The organism is Phytomonospora endophytica, from assembly GCF_014202425.1.
GTDB classification, from domain to species: Bacteria; Actinomycetota; Actinomycetes; order Mycobacteriales; family Micromonosporaceae; genus Phytomonospora; species Phytomonospora endophytica.
Genome location: NZ_JACHGT010000009.1, coordinates 316886 through 333444, shown reverse-complemented (window position 1 = coordinate 333444; position 16559 = coordinate 316886). Strand labels below are relative to the sequence as shown.

14 protein-coding genes are annotated in these 16559 nt (G+C 71.5%); 6 read left to right on the top strand and 8 right to left on the bottom strand.

What is annotated here, in order from left to right:
* The first annotated feature begins 2 nt into the window (after positions 1–2).
* Together HNR73_RS22180 and HNR73_RS22175 are read left to right on the top strand one after the other, a co-directional pair.
* Positions 3–1430 (top strand): aldehyde dehydrogenase family protein, encoded by a 1428-nt coding sequence (locus HNR73_RS22180; RefSeq protein ID WP_184789543.1) that lies wholly within the window; start codon positions 3–5, stop codon positions 1428–1430.
* Positions 1423–2295, top strand: a complete 873-nt coding sequence (locus HNR73_RS22175; protein ID WP_184789489.1) for an aldehyde dehydrogenase family protein — start codon at positions 1423–1425, stop codon at positions 2293–2295. The genes HNR73_RS22180 and HNR73_RS22175 overlap by 8 nt, the downstream gene beginning before the upstream one ends.
* A gap of 175 nt (positions 2296–2470) precedes the next feature.
* Here the strand turns inward: HNR73_RS22175 and HNR73_RS22170 are convergent, their stop codons facing one another.
* The 4 genes from HNR73_RS22170 to HNR73_RS22155 form a co-directional block, all read right to left on the bottom strand.
* Positions 2471–3862, bottom strand: a complete 1392-nt coding sequence (locus HNR73_RS22170) for an alpha/beta hydrolase family protein (protein ID WP_184789488.1) — start codon at positions 3860–3862, stop codon at positions 2471–2473.
* A gap of 108 nt (positions 3863–3970) precedes the next feature.
* Positions 3971–4552 (bottom strand): winged helix-turn-helix domain-containing protein, encoded by a 582-nt coding sequence (locus HNR73_RS22165; protein WP_184789487.1) that lies wholly within the window; start codon positions 4550–4552, stop codon positions 3971–3973.
* Positions 4553–4601: 49 nt separating this feature from the next.
* Entirely contained in the window at positions 4602–5744 is a 1143-nt protein-coding gene (locus tag HNR73_RS22160; protein WP_239122062.1) for a carboxylate-amine ligase, read from the bottom strand.
* A 209-nt stretch (positions 5745–5953) separates the two neighbouring features.
* Complete coding sequence (locus tag HNR73_RS22155; RefSeq protein WP_221331061.1) at positions 5954–6433, bottom strand: gamma-glutamylcyclotransferase family protein; 480 nt, start codon at positions 6431–6433, stop codon at positions 5954–5956.
* A 35-nt stretch (positions 6434–6468) separates the two neighbouring features.
* On the opposite strand from HNR73_RS22155, the gene HNR73_RS22150 reads away from it, so the two are divergent.
* Positions 6469–7860 carry an NAD(P)H-quinone dehydrogenase gene (locus HNR73_RS22150; RefSeq protein WP_184789484.1) on the top strand — a complete coding sequence of 464 codons (1392 nt, stop codon included), beginning with the start codon at positions 6469–6471 and terminating at the stop codon, positions 7858–7860.
* Positions 7861–7968: 108 nt separating this feature from the next.
* A complete protein-coding gene (locus HNR73_RS22145) occupies positions 7969–8868 on the top strand; it encodes a DUF4349 domain-containing protein (protein ID WP_184789483.1) in 900 nt (299 codons plus the stop codon).
* Here the strand turns inward: HNR73_RS22145 and HNR73_RS22140 are convergent.
* The 3 genes from HNR73_RS22140 to HNR73_RS22130 form a co-directional block, all read right to left on the bottom strand.
* Positions 8865–9245, bottom strand: a complete 381-nt coding sequence (locus tag HNR73_RS22140) for a DoxX family protein (protein ID WP_184789482.1) — start codon at positions 9243–9245, stop codon at positions 8865–8867. The two genes, HNR73_RS22145 and HNR73_RS22140, sit on opposite strands and share 4 nt — an antisense overlap.
* Positions 9246–9405: 160 nt before the next feature.
* Positions 9406–10623, bottom strand: a complete 1218-nt coding sequence (locus HNR73_RS22135; protein ID WP_184789481.1) for an amidohydrolase — start codon at positions 10621–10623, stop codon at positions 9406–9408.
* 559 nt (positions 10624–11182) lie between these two features.
* Positions 11183–11491: a hypothetical protein gene (locus HNR73_RS22130; protein ID WP_184789480.1), complete on the bottom strand. Its 309-nt coding sequence runs from the start codon at positions 11489–11491 to the stop codon at positions 11183–11185.
* Positions 11492–11630: 139 nt separating this feature from the next.
* On the opposite strand from HNR73_RS22130, the gene HNR73_RS22125 reads away from it, so the two are divergent.
* Positions 11631–12905 carry an MFS transporter gene (locus tag HNR73_RS22125; protein ID WP_184789479.1) on the top strand — a complete coding sequence of 425 codons (1275 nt, stop codon included), beginning with the start codon at positions 11631–11633 and terminating at the stop codon, positions 12903–12905.
* Here the strand turns inward: HNR73_RS22125 and HNR73_RS22120 are convergent.
* Positions 12881–14464 carry an acyl-CoA mutase large subunit family protein gene (locus tag HNR73_RS22120; protein WP_184789478.1) on the bottom strand — a complete coding sequence of 528 codons (1584 nt, stop codon included), beginning with the start codon at positions 14462–14464 and terminating at the stop codon, positions 12881–12883. The genes HNR73_RS22125 and HNR73_RS22120 overlap by 25 nt on opposite strands.
* A gap of 98 nt (positions 14465–14562) precedes the next feature.
* On the opposite strand from HNR73_RS22120, the gene HNR73_RS22115 reads away from it, so the two are divergent.
* Positions 14563–16539: a serine/threonine-protein kinase gene (locus tag HNR73_RS22115; RefSeq protein WP_184789477.1), complete on the top strand. Its 1977-nt coding sequence runs from the start codon at positions 14563–14565 to the stop codon at positions 16537–16539.
* Positions 16540–16559 lie beyond the last annotated feature (20 nt).

Sequence of the window (16559 nt, the reverse complement as noted above, 5' to 3'; positions counted from 1 at the left end):
CGATCTTCGAGTACGCCCCCGCGCCCGAGTCGCGCGACATCGTCGACATCAAGCCCTCCTACGGCCTGTTCGTCAACGGCGAGTGGACCGACGGCAAGGGCGAGGCCTTCAAGACGATCAACCCCGCCACCGAGGAGACCCTCGCCGAGGTCGCCTGCGCCACCGACGCCGACGTGGACGCCGCCGTCGCCGCCGCCCGCGCCGCCTACGACAAGGTGTGGGGCCCGATGCCGGGCCGCGAGCGCGCGAAGTACCTGTACCGCATCGCCCGCATCATCCAGGAGCGCGGCCGTGAGCTCGCCGTCCTGGAGTCCCTCGACAACGGCAAGCCGATCCGCGAGTCGCGCGACGTCGACATCCCCCTCGTCGCCGCGCACTTCTTCTACTACGCGGGGTGGGCCGACAAGCTCGGCTACGCCGGGCTCGGCCCGAACCCGCGGCCGCTGGGCGTGGCCGGTCAGGTCATCCCGTGGAACTTCCCGCTGCTGATGCTGGCCTGGAAGATCGCGCCTGCGCTGGCCTGCGGGAACACCGTGGTGCTCAAGCCGGCCGAGACGACGCCGCTGACGGCGCTGCTGTTCGCCGAGATCTGCCGGCAGGCGGACCTGCCCCCGGGCGTGGTCAACATCCTGACCGGCGCCGGTGAGACCGGCGCGGCCCTGGTCAACCACCCCGACGTCAACAAGGTCGCCTTCACCGGTTCGACCGAGGTCGGGCGCCGCATCGCCGAGTCGGTCGCGGGGACCCGCAAGAAGCTCACCCTGGAACTGGGCGGGAAGGCCGCCAACATCGTCTTCGACGACGCCGCGATCGACCAGGCCGTCGAAGGCGTCGTCAACGGGATCTTCTTCAACCAGGGACACGTGTGCTGCGCCGGTTCGCGGCTGCTGCTGCAGGAGTCGGTCGCCGAGGACTTCCTCGCGCGGCTGCGCCGCCGCATGGGCACCCTGCGGGTCGGCGACCCGCTCGACAAGAACACCGACGTCGGCGCCATCAACTCCGCCGAGCAGCTGGAGCGCATCCGTGCCCTGTCGGAGATCGGCGAGGCCGAGGGCGGCGAGCGCTACACCGCGCCCTGCGAGCTGCCGGAGCGTGGCTTCTGGTTCGCGCCGACGATCTTCACCGGGGTCTCCCAGTCGCATCGCATCGCGCGTGAGGAGATCTTCGGGCCGGTGCTGTCGGTGCTGACCTTCCGCACGCCCGAGGAGGCCGTCGCCAAGGCCAACAACACGCCCTACGGGCTGTCGGCCGGGGTGTGGACGGAGAAGGGTTCACGGATCCTGTGGATGGCCGACCGGCTGCGCGCGGGCGTGGTCTGGGCCAACACCTTCAACAAGTTCGACCCGACCTCGCCCTTCGGCGGCTACAAGGAATCCGGGTACGGCCGCGAGGGCGGCCGGCACGGTCTGGAGGCGTACCTCGATGTCTGACGAAGCCAAGCGCCTGGCCGTGCGCAAGACCTACAAGCTCTACGTGGGCGGGAAGTTCCCGCGCAGCGAGTCCGGGAGGTCCTACCAGGTGACCGGGTCCGACGGTGCCGTCCTCGCCAACGCCTCCCGCGCGTCCCGCAAGGACGTCCGCGACGCCGTGGTCGCCGCCCGTAAGGCCCAGCCGGGCTGGGCGGGTGCGACGGCCTACCTGCGCGGGCAGATCCTGTACCGGGTCGCCGAGATGCTCGAAGGCCGCCGCGCGCAGTTCGCCGACGAGGTCCGCACCGCCGAGGGCGGGACCCGCAAGGCCGCCGAGGCGGCCGTGGACGCCGCGGTGGACCGCTGGGTCTGGTACGCGGGCTGGGCCGACAAGATCCCGCAGGTCCTCGGTGGGGGGAACCCCGTCGCGGGCCCGTACTTCAACCTGTCCAGCCCGGAACCGACCGGCGTCGTCGGGGTCCTGGCGCCGCAGGACTCCTCGCTGCTGGGCCTGGTCAGCGTCATCGCGCCCGCGATCGCGACGGGTAACACGACCGTCGTCGTGGCCGCCTCGGAGCGTCCGCTGCCCGCCGTGACGCTGGGGGAGGTGCTCGCCACCTCCGACCTGCCGGGCGGTGTGGTCAACCTCCTCACCGGACACGTCGCCGAGCTCGCGCCGCACCTGGCCTCGCACGCCGACGTCAACGGTGTGGACCTGACCGGTGTCGACGACGACGAGCTGGCCCGCTCCCTCGAAGTCGCGGCCGCGGGAAACCTCAAGCGGGTCCTGCGCCGGGCGGAGAACGACTGGACGGCCGAGCCGGGCATCAAGCGCCTGCGCGCGTGGACCGAGATCAAGACGGTCTGGCATCCGGCGGCGGGATAGTCGCGGATTTCGTGGGCCGGAGATGATTCACCCGGATGCGTGGAGGTCGATGCTCGGCACGCATCCGGGGATACCTCTTGAGTGTGCGGGTAGACGTGTACACCGCGACGGACAGCTTGTGCGTTGTTTCGCGTGGGTTAGGGGAGATCGCGGATGATTTCGGCGGGGCCGCCCGTCAGGGCAGCAACAGCCCCCAGTGCGCGGTCCACGGCACGAACACCGCTCCCGCCGCAACGACCGTCCACAGCCGCACCCGATGCGTCCCGCGCAGGGTTTCCCGCCCGCGTAGGCCGAGGACGGCCGCGGCACCCGTCGCGATGACCGTCGCCAGTGCCAGACCCTGGAGGATCCACCACGGCACGGGCTGCCCGAGGACGACCGGTCCGGCGAGGTTGGCGGCCGTGACGACCAGGAAACCCAGGTAACCGAGGAAACCGGCCAGCGTCGCCGTACCCAGCCCGACCGCGAGCCGCGTCGTGCGGGCCGCCACCGCGGGTTTCCCGCGACGGCCGCGCGCCCGCTGGACCAGCGCGGTCACCGGGTAGGCCAGGTACACCAGCAGCATCAGCAGGTACGCGGCCATCTGCACCCACGGCGTGTTCAGTCCACCCGGCTCCTCGACGGCCCGGCTCGGCTCGGTCGCCCCGGTGAACGGCGCCGCCGAACTCGGCGGCGGACCGTCGGCGAGGCCGTGGATCCAGGCCGCCTCCAGCTCGCCGTAGGCGGCGGGCAGTGCGTCCGGGCGGTCGAAGCCGTCGTCGAAGGTCGCGCCGAGGTTGTGCCGCACGCCCGGCAGGAACGCGATCGTGCAGGAGGTGCCGCCGCCCTCGGCGAGCGCTCCGGCGATGGCCGGGGCGCTCTCGGCGGGCACGGCTTCGCGGTCGAGTTCGCCCCAGACGGCCAGGACGGGCTGCCGGACCCGCCGCCAGGTGGGGAGGGGATCGTGGCCGACTTCGCCGAACAGGCCGCTGGCCGCGCCGAAGGGCAGCGCGGTCTCGGGGAGCATGTCCGCGAGGGATCCGCGCACGCCCTGGTGGCGCAGGTACTGGCGGTAGGCCCAGGCGGTCTGCCTGGCGGGGGTGACGCCGACGGCGCCGGCGACGACCACGAAGGCCACGTCGGACGACGTCGCCGCCGCGATCGGCGCGGCCCAGGCGCCTTCCGACAGTCCCCACACTCCGGTGCGCGCGGGGTCGACGCCGGGCTGTGCGCGCAGGAGCGCGTGGGCGGCGAGGGCGTCGTCGGCCAGGACGGTGTAGTCGCGGTGGAAGAGGTCGTAGTCGGGCCGTTTGCCGTAGGTGAGGACCACGACGCCGAGCCGGGCGAAGGCCGCCGCCTCCTCGGCGAGTTCGGCGCGGGTGACCGGTCCGGCGCCGGGCAGCATGACCATCGCCGGGTGAGGGCCGGGGGTGTCGGGCGAGACGACGGTGGCGTGGAGGGTCACGCCTCCGGAGCCGGTGAAGTCGAGGTCGGTCGCGGCGGCGTCGGCACGGGCCGGGAAGGCCAGCAGCGCGGCGGCGAGGGCCGCGAGCAGCGGCCATGTCGTTTTCCGGGCAGGGTGCGGCACGGATAGGGTCCTTTCGGGAACGTGCGCGTGCAGGAGCGCCCTGATGGGCGTGCGTGTGCTTCCTCGCCGGGTCGTCGAGTTGCCGCTCGACGGCCCGGTTCCGCGTGCTCAGTGGCCGGTGTCGTCCTCCTCGATGATCGGGAACGCGATGAAACGCGTGTGCACGTCGAGCGCCCCCTCCGGGGTGTCGGCGGGGGCGCGTTTGTAGCGGTAGAGGAGGCGGATGTACTCCTCCTGGAACTCGGCGAGCTCGGCGGGCGTCATGCGGACCGTCGAGCGGGAGTAGGCCAGTGAGTCCGACCAGCCGTCGAGGTCGTCGCGGCCGCGCTGGAAGCGGTCGAAGCCCTCCAGCTCGTCGGCGAACTCGCGGCGGGCGAGTTCGTCGACGACGGCGCGGATCGGGCCGCTCTGCCTGCTGTGCGGTGGGACGCGGCGGTCGCCGGGGACGGCGCGGAACCAGCGTTCGCGGCCTTTGGCGAGTTCGGGTGCCTCTTCGACGAAGCCGTAGCGGGCGAGGCGGCGCAGGTGGTAGCTGGCCAGTCCGGTGCTCAGGCCGAGGGCGGCGGCGAGTTTGGCGGAGTTGACCGGGCCTTTGCGCAGTTCGTGCTCGATGCGGTGCCGCAGGGGGTGCGCCATGAGGCGGAGGGCCTCGGGGTCGGTGATCTCCTGCGGTGGCGGCTTCTCTGGCACACCAACAGACTAGGACTTGCAAAGCAGACTTGCAAGTCTGCTTTGCAAGTCAGTTGTCGATCGTCAGGGCGACCATCTCGCCGCCGCTGTGCTCCCGTTCCCCCGGCCGCGGATCGGGGTCGGAGCGTTCGATGAGACCGTCGACGACATCGGTGAGCCGCCCGCGCCGGGCGTAGTCGGCGCGCTGTCGGGCCGCGCCGCTCCCGTCGGCCCGCAGCATCCCCCACAGCCGCTCGACCGTGTCGTACTCGCCCCACGCCTCCAGCAGCGGGCGGACGTGCGCGAGCAGCGCGTCGACCAGCATGACGGCCGGACGCAGTCGTCCACTGCGGACGTCGAGGCCCTGGCCCTCGATGCCGTCGCGGGCGGCCCGCCACTGCGCGGCCCGCAGCAGCTCGGCGGGCACCCGCGGCCCCTTGTCGCCCTCGCCGACCGCCTGCACTCCCAGCACGACGAGCGCGCGGACCAGCGCGGCGAACAGCACCGTCTCCTTGTAGGCCGACGCGACGTCGGCGACCCGGATCTCCAGCGTCGGCAGGTGGGCCGAAGGCCGCACGTCCCAGAAGATCGAGCGCCGGTCCTTCAGCGCGCCCGCCTCCAGCAGGGTGCCAACGACGTCCTCGAAATGCCCCAGCGAACCGAAGAACGGCGGGGGCCCGGCCACCGGCCAGCCGCTCCACGACAGGGTCCGCCAGCTCGCGTAACCCGTGTCGCGCCCGGCCAGGTACGGCGAGTTCCCGGTCATCGACAGCAGGACCGGCAGCCAGGGCCGCACATGGTTGCCCGCCAGGATCGCCGTGGCGCGATCCGGGACGTGCACGTGGACGTGGCAGGCGCAGATGTTCTGGCCGTCCTGCAGGGCACGGAACATCTCCGTGGTCTCGCGGTAGCGCGGGACGTCGGCGATCGGCGGCGGGATCACGTCGCCGAGGATCGGCGTGCCCGTCGCGGCGACCCGCAGGCCCTCCGCGCGGGCCGCGGCGACCGCCACCCGCCGCATGCGCCGGATCTGCCCGGCGAGCTCGCCGAGGGACGTGAACGGCGCCGTGCGCGCCTCGATCTGCTGACGGGTGAACTCGGTGCCGACCGAGCCGCCGTCCCAGTCGGCGACGTTCGCGACGACCGCCTCGGCGTGCGGGACGGCCGCGCGGGTGCGCGGGTCGACGATGAAGTACTCCTCTTCGACGCCCATGGTCGGCGGCGGAGGGAAAGATGCGTGTCCAGGGGTGCCCATGGTCGCCAATCGGGATTGCAGAACGCGATTCCCTGGCTCCACCACGCCAAAGATCGGCACGCGCACGAGGCGCGCGGCCCCCAGCGGGAGCTGTCCGATGTCGCCACACTACCGCCTGTGGCGGCGGGGCGCGACGGCCGGACGGCGCGCTCCCGGCGCCCGCGATCTCAGCCCGTCGGCCGCTTCCTCAGCGCGTCCACGTAGTCCTCGGGGGCACCGGCCTTCTCGGCGGCGGCGGCGAGTTCGGCGAGGTACCAGCTCGACGGGAGCCCGCCCTCGTACCCGTCGAACACGTACATCCACGTGTTGGCGTCGCCGTTGAGCGTCGCGACCTGGGCGTGCAGTCTGCGGTAGACGCCGCCGGTCGCGCCTTCGAGTTCGTCGAGGGTGGCGGCGTCGACGGTGTCGACGTCATAGAGGGCGCAGAAGACCCGATCTCCCGGCGATTCGACGACCGTCGCCAGCGAGCCCTCCCAGCCCAGTTCGGAACCGGCGAAGGTCAGGCGCCAGCCCTCAAGCCATCCAGTGCCGACCAGCGGCGAATGCGGGCACGTGGCCCTCATCCGTCCGGGGTCGAGGTTTGATCCGTACGCGGCATACAGCGGCACTGTACGACGATAGCTTGAGAGACAATGCCGTGGAAGCATTTGTACGCGTACAACACCGGCGGGAAGGTACTGAAGTGACCCGGATAGCGATCATCGGCGGAGGTCCTGCCGGGTACGAGGCGGCCCTCGTCGCCGCCCAGCTCGGCGCGGACGTGACCGTGATCGAGGAGGCTGGCGCCGGCGGCGAGTGCGTCCTGTCGGACTGTATTCCCAGCAAGACCTTCATCGCGTCGTCCGGCGTGGTCACCGCGGCACGCCATTCGGCGCGTCTCGGCGTGTCGACCGGCGACATCACCGTCGACGCGTCCTCGGTGCATTCGCGGGTCAAACAGCTCGCGGTGGCGCAGTCGGAGGACATCCACGCCAAGCTCGTCAAGGCGGGCGTGTCCTTCATCGCCGGGCGCGCCGCGCTCGCCGGAGCCGCCGACGGGCACCAGCACAAGGTGCGTGTGGCGCCCGCCGAGGGTGATCCGCACGACATCGAGGCCGACGTCGTGCTCTTGGCCACAGGCGCCACGCCCCGGGTCCTGCGCGACGCGCAGCCCGACGGCGAGCGGATCCTCACCTGGCGGCAGGTCTACGACCTCGACGAGTTGCCGACGAAACTGATCGTCGTCGGTTCGGGTGTGACGGGCGCGGAGTTCGCCGGGGCCTATCAGGCGATGGGCGTCGAGGTGACGCTCCTGTCGAGCCGCGAGCGGGTCATGCCGCACGAGGACGCCGACGCGGCCATGGCGATCGAGAACGTGTTCCGCGAGCGCGGCATGGAGATCCTGCCGAAGGCGCGTGCGGCGAGCGTGAAGCGCGACGGCGACGGCGTCCGGGTCGAGTTGACCGACGGGCGCGTCCTGGAGGGCTCGCACGCCCTGATGACGGTCGGGTCGGTCCCGAACACCGCCGACCTCGGGCTCGCCGAGGCCGGCGTCGACCGCGGCCCGGGCGGGTTCATCACCGTCGACCGCGTGTCGCGCACGAACGTGCCGGGCGTCTACGCGGCCGGCGACGTGACGGGCGTGCTGATGCTGGCGTCGGTCGCGGCCATGCAGGGCCGCATCGCGATGTGGCACGCGCTCGGCGAGGCCGTGCAGCCCTTGCGGCTGAAGAAGGTCGCGGCGAACGTCTTCACCGACCCCGAGCTGGCCACCGTCGGCGCCACCCAGGCCGATGTGGACTCCGGCCGGGTCCCCGCGCGCGCGGTGATGCTGCCCCTCGAAGGCAACGCCCGCGCGAAGATGAACGGCGACACCGACGGCTTCGTCAAGCTCTTCTGCCGCCCGGCCTCCGGGCTCGTCGTGGGCGGCGTTGTCGTGGCACCGCGTGCCAGCGAGCTGATCCTGCCGATCGCGATGGCCGTCGAGAACCACCTGACGGTGAGCGAGCTGGCGCAGACGATCACGATCTACCCGTCGCTGTCGGGCTCCCTGGCCGAGGCGGCGCGGCAGCTGATGCAGCACGAGTTCGAGTAGGGGCGCCACAACCGACGCCGTTCCGCGATCGGCCGTGGCCCCAGCGCGTCCCGATCGAGATCCGCTGCGAGGAAGGTCACATCCGAGCCCACTGCCCGGAGGTGTCCCATGCGTCGTCTCGCCGCACTGCTCCTGCCCATCGCCCTGGCCGTCCCCGTCCTGACCGGCTGCTCCGCCGGGCGGGAGGACTCCGACTCCGGGACGGCCACCGGCGGTGATCCCGCGCCCGCCGCCACCGAGGCTCCGGCCGCCCGTGAAGGCGCCGACCGCCTCGTCGTCTACACCGGCGAGCTGTCGCTGACCGCCCCCGACGTGCCCGGGGCGGCCCGGCAGGCGATCGCGGCCGTCGACGCCGTCGATGGCTTCGTCGCGGGCGACGAACGCGAAGGAAGCGGCGACACGGCCACGGCGACGCTGACCCTGCGCATCCCCGCCGAGGTCTACACCGCCACCGTCGAGTCCCTTGCCGCGCTGGGCACCGAGCAGGCGCGCGAGCTGTCCACGACCGACGTCACCGAGACCTCGGCCGACCTGGACACCCGCATCGCGACCAAGCGCGCGAGCGTCGAGCGGGTCCGCGAGCTCATGGAGAACGCCGCCTCGCTGTCCGAAGTGGTCGCCCTGGAGGCCGAACTGACCACACGCGAGGCCGAACTCGCCGAACTTCAGGCGAAACAGCGCGACCTGACCGACGCGGTCACCTTCGGCACGCTCACGCTGCGACTGGAGTCGCCGGTGAACGAGACCGCCCCGGCCGGGCCTCCGGGCTTCGGTTCCGGCGTGGCCTCGGGCTGGGACGGGCTGCTGCTGTTCCTCGGGGTGAGCGCGACCGTGCTGGGTTTCCTGCTGCCGTTCCTGGTCGTCGTCGGCCTGCCCCTCGCCGCGCTCTGGACGTGGTCGCGTCGCAGGCGCGGCCTCCCCGTCCTGCGGCGTGCACCGCGCCGGCCCGCCCCGCCGTTCGCCGGGGAACCCGGCGGGCCGAAGCCGCCGGGCCCCGGGCGTTTCTAGAACGCGTAGGGCCCGAAACGGGCCCACGCCACGAAGACCAGCAGTACGAGGTAGACCAGGTCGACCGCCATCAGCGTGAACTCGCCACGGCGGAAGCGGACGGTGGCGGCACCGACCATCACGATCGCGAGACCGGTGGCCGCCAACGGCACCAGGATCGGCGCGATGTCGAGCAGCGCCGGCAGGACCAGGCCGATCGCGCCGAGGACTTCGAGGGCGCCGATGCCCTTGACCGCCGCCGCGCTGAAGTCCTCGGTCCACCGCGCGCTCGGCCCGAAGACGGCGATCCGCTCCTTGCGGACGAACAGTTTCCCGACGCCGCTGCCGAGATAGGCGGTGGCGAGCAGCCCGGTGACGATCCACAGCGCGATGTTCATGGGGCACTCCCTGACGTGGCGGCCGCTTCGCGGGTCGAGGCGGCCGTACACGGGACGAACGACGCCCGGGTTCTGTGACATGCGCCCGCACAGAACAGTGGCCGGTGAGCCACTCCGGCACCACCGACCACCGAGTCCTGCCCGCCCGTCCGGGCGGAAACTAGAACGCCGCCGAACCGACCGCCGCCATCGCGGTGTGCGTCATGACCCGCACGCCCGTCGCGATCGCCGACTCGTCGACGTCGAAGTCGCCCTGGTGCAGATCGAGCGCCTGCCCGGCACGGCCGACGCCGAGGCGCGCCATCGCGCCCGGCACCTGCTCCAGGTACCAGGCGAAGTCCTCGCCGCCCATGCTGATCGGCGACTCCGTGACCCGCTCCTCGCCGAGCGCGGCCGCGGCGGCACCGGCGAAGACCGCCGTCGCCACGCGGTCGTTGACGACCGGCGGCACGCCCTGCGTGTACTCGATCTCGGCGGTCGCGCCGGTCGCGGCGACGACATCGCGGATGAGTTGCTCGACCATGCCCGGCACGGTCTTCCACGCGTTGCGGTCGAGCATCCGCACGGTCCCGCGCACGACGCCCTCCTGCGGGATGGCGTTGGCCGCCTGTCCCGCCTGGATCGCGCCGAAGACGAGGGCCACCCCGATCCGCGGGTCGAGCCTGCGGTTCAGCAGCGCCGGCACGTCCACGACGACCCGCGACAGCGCGTGCACCAGATCCGTCGTCAGATGCGGGCGGGACGTGTGCCCGCCGCGACCCGACAGCCGCACCTCCAGCATGTCCGACGCCGCCGTCAGCGGCCCCGAACGCATCCCGACCATCCCGGCCGGAAGCCGCGGGTCGCAGTGCAGCGCGTAGATCGCCGCCACGTCGTCCAGCGCGCCGGCGCGCATCATGACCGGCGCCCCCGACGGGAACTTCTCCTCGCTCGGCTGGAACACCAGCCGCACCCGACCGGACAGCTCGCCCCGCGACGCGAGGTCGGCCAGCATCAGGCCCGTGCCGAGGATGACGGTCGTGTGCACGTCGTGTCCGCACGCGTGACAGGCCCCGTCGACGGTCGAGCGGTAAGGCACGTCCTTCGGGTCGACGATCGGGAGCGCGTCCATGTCGCCGCGCAGGGCGATCACGCGGTCGCCTTCGCCGATGTCGCAGAGCACGCCGTTGCCGCCGGGAATCAGCCGTGGCGACAGCCCGGCGGCGCTGAGCCGCTCGGCCACGTACGCGGCGGTGCCGTGCTCCTCACCCGAGAGTTCGGGGTGCATGTGGAAGTGACGGCGGATCCGGACGAGTTCCTCGGCATGAGCGGCCAGCCAGGCGTCGAGGCGACCCGGCAACGGGTCTCCCTCGGCGTCCGGCCCGAATGGGGCGGGCATCGGCTCTGCGGAGAGTGTCGACGTGATAGTCACGGTGTGGGTACCTTCGTGCTGGATTGAATGGACTTGAGGTCGGACTCCATGGCTCTTGGCTGCGTTGCCCGAAACATTGTCGCAATGTGTCGGCGTACGCGGGTCGTGAGTCTTGTGTGCGTCTACAAAAGACTCGGTCAGCCTAGACCGCCGCTGATTACTGTCCGCATTGGGCAGCCGATTGGCGTCCATGCCGTCCGAGGGTCGCTCGCGACGCCTGGCCGTACCCGGCCCGCGCTTGGATGCGCCGCGGGCCTGTTCGCGCTCGTGGTGGGGTTGCATAGAGCCTGCCACCTGTCCCACACCTCCCATAACGGTTTACGAGCCGATCAAGTTACGGCTTGAGCGGTCAACCGTTGGTGGGACGACCCGGTCGGCGGATCGTGACGGGACTTCCCAAATGAACTACGTTGAGTAATCTCCACTGATGAATTCTTACCCCCAACAACGCAGTGGCGTCGCACAACGGGTCCGAACATTTAGGCACTGAGTGCAATTGCTCGCGCCCGGTGTCAATTGATCTTCCCTATTCGCTGATACGACGGCGCCAGTACGGACTCTCCCGCGGCCGCTCCCGCTGGAGCCGCTCCCAGAGGCGGCCCAGTTCGAACGCTACCGCGAACCTCGACCGCACTCCCAGCATCGCCGCGAGACTCGCCACGTCCCGCTGAACCGTCCGCCGTCCGCAGCCCACCTCCCGCGCGACGCGCTCATCGTCATGACCCGACCAGAGCAGATACGCCACCTTCACGTGCCGCGGCGAGAACCGCACCCCGAGCAGCGCACTCGCCCGGACGGACAGGTCCCGGTAGAAGCTCTCGTCCTCCCTCGTCATCTTGACTGTCTAACACGCACGTACCCATGTGTCGCGCCGACTACACGGAGTGCGAACTCCGGCGGCTTCGCGTCACGGATCTTCCCGGCGCGCGGCCGACGATCTAGCGTTGCCTCACCCGTGCCCGAAAGGACCGTCCGTGACCGACAACGCCGGTGCGGTGCGAGCGGAACCGGCCGACCTCGCCGGACGCTCCCGCGCCCCCCTGTACGTCGTGCTCGGATCGACGGCCGTCAACGTCTTCGGCAGTGCGATCACCGTCGTCGCCGTACCGCTGCTCGTCCTGCACCTGACCGGCTCCGCCCTCCACCTCGGACTCGTCGGCGCCTTCGAGGCCGTCGGGCTCGTCCTCGGCAACACCTTCGGCGGCGCGCTCGCCGACCGCTTCGGCGCGCGCCGGACCGCCATCGGCGGCAGCTCCGCCGCCGGGCTGATCCTCATGCTCATCCCGCTCCTCGGCGGGTTCGGCGCCCTGAACGTCGCCGTCCTGTGCGCGATCGGCCTGGCCGCCAACGCCTGCGGCAGCACCGGCGGCATGGCCCGCCGCGGACTGGTCAACCAGGTCGCCGAACGCGCCGGCGTCAACGTCGACCGGGCCGAGAGCGCCTACCAGTTCCTGCTCAGCGCCGGCTACGTCGGCGGTCTCGCCCTCGCCGGGCTCCTCGCCGCCGCCGTCGACCTGCCCACCCTCATCTGGATCGACGCCGGCAGCTTCCTGCTCACCGCCGCGGTCGTCACCGCCGTCCGCTACCGCCGCGTGCGGCAGGCCGCGCCCGACGGCGGCGGCCTGCTCGCCGACTGGCTCGACGGCCTGCGCACCGCCTGGCGCCAGCCGCCCGTCCGGCTCGCCCTGATCGCCGGATGCGTCATCTCCGGCGTCGCCGCGGCCACCGGCACCGTCGTACTGCCGCTCTACGGCACCCGCCCCGGCGCACCCGAAGGCGGCCTCGGCTGGCTTCTCGGCGCCAGCACCGTCGGCTCGCTCCTCGGCCTCGGGCTCTACACGCTCATGGTCAACCGGGTCTCGCGATGGGCGGCGCTGCTGGCCTGTCTCGCCGTCGAGGGCGCGGCCATGTTCGCCTTCGTCGCCGTCCCGACCTTCGGTGCGCGGCTGGTGTTCCTCGCGCTCGCCGGGCTCGGCAGCGGCCCGGTCGTGCCGCTGGTCATGTCGCTGATCCGGCGGTTCACGCCCGAGGAGATGCACGGCCGCGTCCTCGGCCTGTTCTTCGCCGCCGCGACGGGACTGTCACCACTGGCGAACGTCGTGGCCGGCGCCATCCTGGAGTTCGCGCCACTGTGGACGGTGCCCGCGTTCCAGGGCGCCGTCCTGCTCGGCCTGTCGGTGCCGCTGGCCCTGCGCATGCGCGCGGCGATGGCGACCCTGGACGCTCAGAACGAGTCCGGCGGCACGTAACGCCCCCAGGTCTCCCGCAGCGTCCCGCACACCTCGCCGACGGTCGCCTTCGCCCGCAGCGCCTCGCGCAGCGGGTACAGCACGTTCCCGTCGCCGTCGGCGGCCTCACGCAAGGCGGCGAGCTTCGCCGTGACGTCGGTGTTGTCGCGCCCGGCGCGCAGTGCCGCCAGTCGCTCGGTCTGCGCGGCCTCGATGGCCGGGTCGACGCGCAGCGGCTCGTAGGGCTCCTCGGTGTCGACGGTGAAGCGGTTCACGCCGACCACGACGCGCTCCCCGGAGTCGATCGACAGCGCCGTGGCGTAGGCGCTCGACTCGATCTCCTGCTTCTGGAATCCCGCCTCGATCGCCTCGACCGACGAGCCGTGCGCGAAGACGCGCTCGATCAGCGCCACGGCCTCCGTCTCGATCTCGTCGGTCATCGCCTCGACCACATAGGACCCGGCGAAGGGGTCGACGGTCGCGGTCACGTCGGTCTCGTAGGCCAGCACCTGCTGCGTCCGCAGCGCCAGCCGGGCGGCCTTCTCCGTCGGCAGCGCGATGGCCTCGTCGAAGGAGTTCGTGTGCAGCGACTGGGTTCCGCCCAGGACGGCGCCGAGGCCCTGCACGGCGACCCGGACGAGGTTGACCTCCGGCTGCTGCGCCGTCAGCTGCACCCCGGCCGTCTGCGTGTGGAAACGCAGCATCAGCGACTTGGGGTTCTTCGCGCCGAACTCCTCGCGCATCACCCGCGACCAGATCCGCCGCGCGGCCCGGAACTTCGCGACCTCTTCGAGCAGCGTCGTGCGCGCCACGAAGAAGAAGGACAGCCGGGGCGCGAACTCGTCGACGTCCATCCCGGCCGCGATCGCCGCCCGGACGTACTCGATGCCGTTGGCGATCGTGAAGGCGATCTCCTGCGTGGGCGTCGCCCCGGCCTCGGCCATGTGATAGCCCGAGATGGAGATCGTGTTCCACTGTGGAATCTCAAAACGGCAGTAGGCGAAGGTGTCGGATACCAGACGCAGGGACGGTTTCGGCGGATAGATATAGGTTCCGCGCGCGATGTACTCCTTGAGGATGTCGTTCTGGATCGTCCCGGTCAGCGCCGACCCGGCGATCCCCTTCTCCTCGGCGACGAGCTGGTAGAGCAGCAGCAGGACCGACGCCGGCGCGTTGATCGTCATCGAGACCGAGACCCTGTCCTGCGGGATGCCCTCGAACAGCACCCGCATGTCCTCGATCGAGTCGATCGCCACACCGACCTTGCCGACCTCACCGCGCGCGATCGGGTCGTCGGAGTCGAAACCCATCTGGGTGGGCAGGTCGAAGGCGACGGACAGTCCCATCGTCCCCGCGTCCAGAAGCTGGTGGTACCGACGGTTGGATTCGGCGGCGGTGCCGAAACCGGCGTACTGTCGCATCGTCCACGGCCGCGTGGTGTACATGGTGGGGTATACGCCCCTTGTGTACGGGTAGCTCCCGGGCTCCCCGAGGCGTTCGTCAAGCCCGGGTGCCACATCGGCGGCCTTATATACCGGTTTGATGGGGAAGCCAGACTCACCACGTCGTACGTCCGTCATGGCGCTGATAGTAGGGGCGCCCTCAGTCGGCTGGCGGCCGGTGGGCACAATGGCGCGGTTCCGCCACAATGGGACCCTCGCCCCTCGGAGGAAGCATCGTGACTCAGCACACCCCCGTGCCCGGAGACGGACGAGCCGTCGTCGGCGCGACGATCGCCGGACGTTACGAGCTGCGCGCACCCATCGGCGACGGTGGCATGGGAGCGGTCTGGCGTGCCCACGACACGCTCCTGCAGCGTGACGTGGCCATCAAGGAGGTCCTCCTCCCCGCCGAGCTGCCGTCCGCCGAACGCGACACGCTCGTCGAACGCACGCTGCGCGAGGCCCGCGCGGCCGCAGCGCTGTCCCACGCGTCGGTGATCCGCGTCTTCGACGTCATCACCGAGGCCGGACGCCCGTGGATCATCATGGAGCTCCTGCAGGCCCGCAGTCTCGCCGACATCCTCAAGGACGACGGCCCGATGCCGCCGCGCGTGGTGGCCAAGATCGGCCTGTCCATGCTCGGCGCCCTCGAAGCGGCGCACGCCGCGGGCATTCTGCACCGCGACGTCAAGCCCGGCAACGTCCTCATCAGCTCCGACGGCCGCTGCGTGCTCTCCGACTTCGGCGTCGCCCGCACCAACGCGCCCTCCAACCTGACCACGCCCGGCATGGTCCTCGGGTCGGCGCACTACATCGCCCCCGAGCGCGCCACCGGCGGCCAGATCGGGCCCCCGAGCGACCTGTTCTCCCTAGGTGTCACCCTTTACGCCGCCGTCGAGGGCCGTCCGCCCTTCGACCGCGCCAACGCGCTCGCCACCATGCAGGCCGTCGTGCACGACCCGCCGGAGTCGCCGCGCCGGGCCGGGCCGCTGCTGCCGATCCTCGGCGGTCTCCTGGAGAAGGACCCCCAGCGCCGCTGGAACGTCGAGCAGACCCGCGCGGCCATCCAGCAGCTCCTCGGCGGTGCCGGGCCCCTCGCCTCGCAGGCCGTCGACGGTCTCACCGACCTCCACCGCGTCATTCCGCAGCAGCCTTCGCGGCCGGTGTCCTCGCCTCCGGTGTCGGGCGCGCCCGTCTCGGCGGCGCCCGTGTCGGGCATGCCGGTCTCCGGTTCACCGCGGTTCCAGCAGCCGCGGCCCGAGGCGGCCTTCGAGTCGACCGCCGCGCATCCCGCCCCTAGCGCCGACAGCGGCGCCTACGAGCAGCAGCAGCAGTCCTATGCCGTCGGCCCGCCCGCACCCCAGCAGGGCGGTTACGGCGAGCAGACGCGGCCGTTCACGCCCCCACAGCCGCCGCAGGGCGGTTACGGCGAGGAGACGCGGCCCTTCAGCCCGCCGATCCCGCAGCAGTCCTACGGCGCACCTCAGCAGCAGCAGTCGCCGTACGGGCCCCCGCCCGGACAGCAGCCCTACGGTCAGAACCTCCCGCCCCTGCCGGGGCAGGGCGGGCCGGGCAAGTCCTCCGGCGGCGGTGTCGCGGGTCTCCTGGACACCGTGAAGAAGAACCCCAAGCCGTGGATGCTCTCCGCCGGCGCGGCGGTGGTCGTCATCGTCCTGGTCTTCGTGATGATCGGCGTCTTCGGCGGCGGCGACGACGAGGATCCCGGCGGCGCGACGCCCACCGGCAACGGTGAGAACACCGCGATGGAGACCGAGGTCTACACCAACCCCGAGAACGGTTACACCGTCAACGTTCCGAAGGGCTGGTCGGTCGAGCCGGAGAAGGCCAACGTCATCAACGTCTACCACCCCGACAACGACGACGTCTGGATCCGCTTCAACGTCACCGACGAGAAGTCCGCCCCCGACAAGCTCCTCACCGGCGCGGCCGCCGGCCTCGACGGAGGCTACTTCGTCAAGGGCAGCCTGGAACAGATCAGCCTCGGCCCGATCAGCTACGGCGGACACGACGGCTCGGTCATCGAGTACACCGGCACCCGCAAGAGCGACGACGCCGCCCGGCACGGACTGTGGGCGATCATCAAGGTCGACGGTGACAACTACCACATCTACCTCTCGGTCCCCGAGGACGCCTTCGCCGACAACAAGGCCGTCTTCGACGAGGCGGTGAAGTCCTTCCAGCTCGGTGAGTAGCGGCACCCGCGCGGGCCGCC

What these genes read in the sequence shown, in the direction of transcription:
- HNR73_RS22120 (WP_184789478.1), bottom strand. Translation starts at nt 14,464, where the DNA reads ATGACGGACGTACGACGTGGTGAGTCTGGCTTCCCCATCAAACCGGTA.
- HNR73_RS22160 (WP_239122062.1), bottom strand. Translation starts at nt 5,744, where the DNA reads ATGGGCGTCGAAGAGGAGTACTTCATCGTCGACCCGCGCACCCGCGCG.
- HNR73_RS22175 (WP_184789489.1), top strand. Translation starts at nt 1,423, where the DNA reads ATGTCTGACGAAGCCAAGCGCCTGGCCGTGCGCAAGACCTACAAGCTC.
- HNR73_RS22145 (WP_184789483.1), top strand. Translation starts at nt 7,969, where the DNA reads ATGCGTCGTCTCGCCGCACTGCTCCTGCCCATCGCCCTGGCCGTCCCC.
- HNR73_RS22130 (WP_184789480.1), bottom strand. Translation starts at nt 11,491, where the DNA reads ATGACGAGGGAGGACGAGAGCTTCTACCGGGACCTGTCCGTCCGGGCG.
- HNR73_RS22135 (WP_184789481.1), bottom strand. Translation starts at nt 10,623, where the DNA reads ATGCCCGCCCCATTCGGGCCGGACGCCGAGGGAGACCCGTTGCCGGGT.
- HNR73_RS22155 (WP_221331061.1), bottom strand. Translation starts at nt 6,433, where the DNA reads ATGCTTCCACGGCATTGTCTCTCAAGCTATCGTCGTACAGTGCCGCTG.
- HNR73_RS22140 (WP_184789482.1), bottom strand. Translation starts at nt 9,245, where the DNA reads ATGAACATCGCGCTGTGGATCGTCACCGGGCTGCTCGCCACCGCCTAT.